This is a genomic window from Vibrio sp. YT-19(2023) (genome assembly GCF_033337395.1).
The window spans coordinates 350-609 of record NZ_JAWOQN010000730.1; the positions used below are offsets into that span (position 1 = coordinate 350).

At 50.8% G+C, this 260-nt stretch carries 1 protein-coding gene; it reads left to right on the forward strand.

Features of this window, described 5'->3' with window-relative positions:
- Positions 1-260 (forward strand): metallopeptidase TldD-related protein (locus R7E78_RS28160; RefSeq protein WP_318058888.1); only part of this gene is annotated, 260 nt, incomplete at both ends.

Below are 260 nucleotides of genomic sequence, written 5' to 3' on the forward strand. Positions count from 1 at the left end.
TCTTGTCTGAAACAGATGGTGTGAAGCAAGCCTTCCACTTCGCGGACGAAGCCATCCGTATGGCGTTAGTTAACCTAGAAGCAGAAGCTGCACCTGCAGGTATGATGCCTGTAGTTCTTGGTTCTGGTTGGCCGGGCGTACTGCTGCATGAAGCGGTAGGTCACGGTTTAGAAGGGGATTTCAACCGCAAAGAGTCGTCGGTATTCTCTGGCAAAATGGGTCAGCAAGTGACGTCATCGCTATGTACGATTGTGGATGAT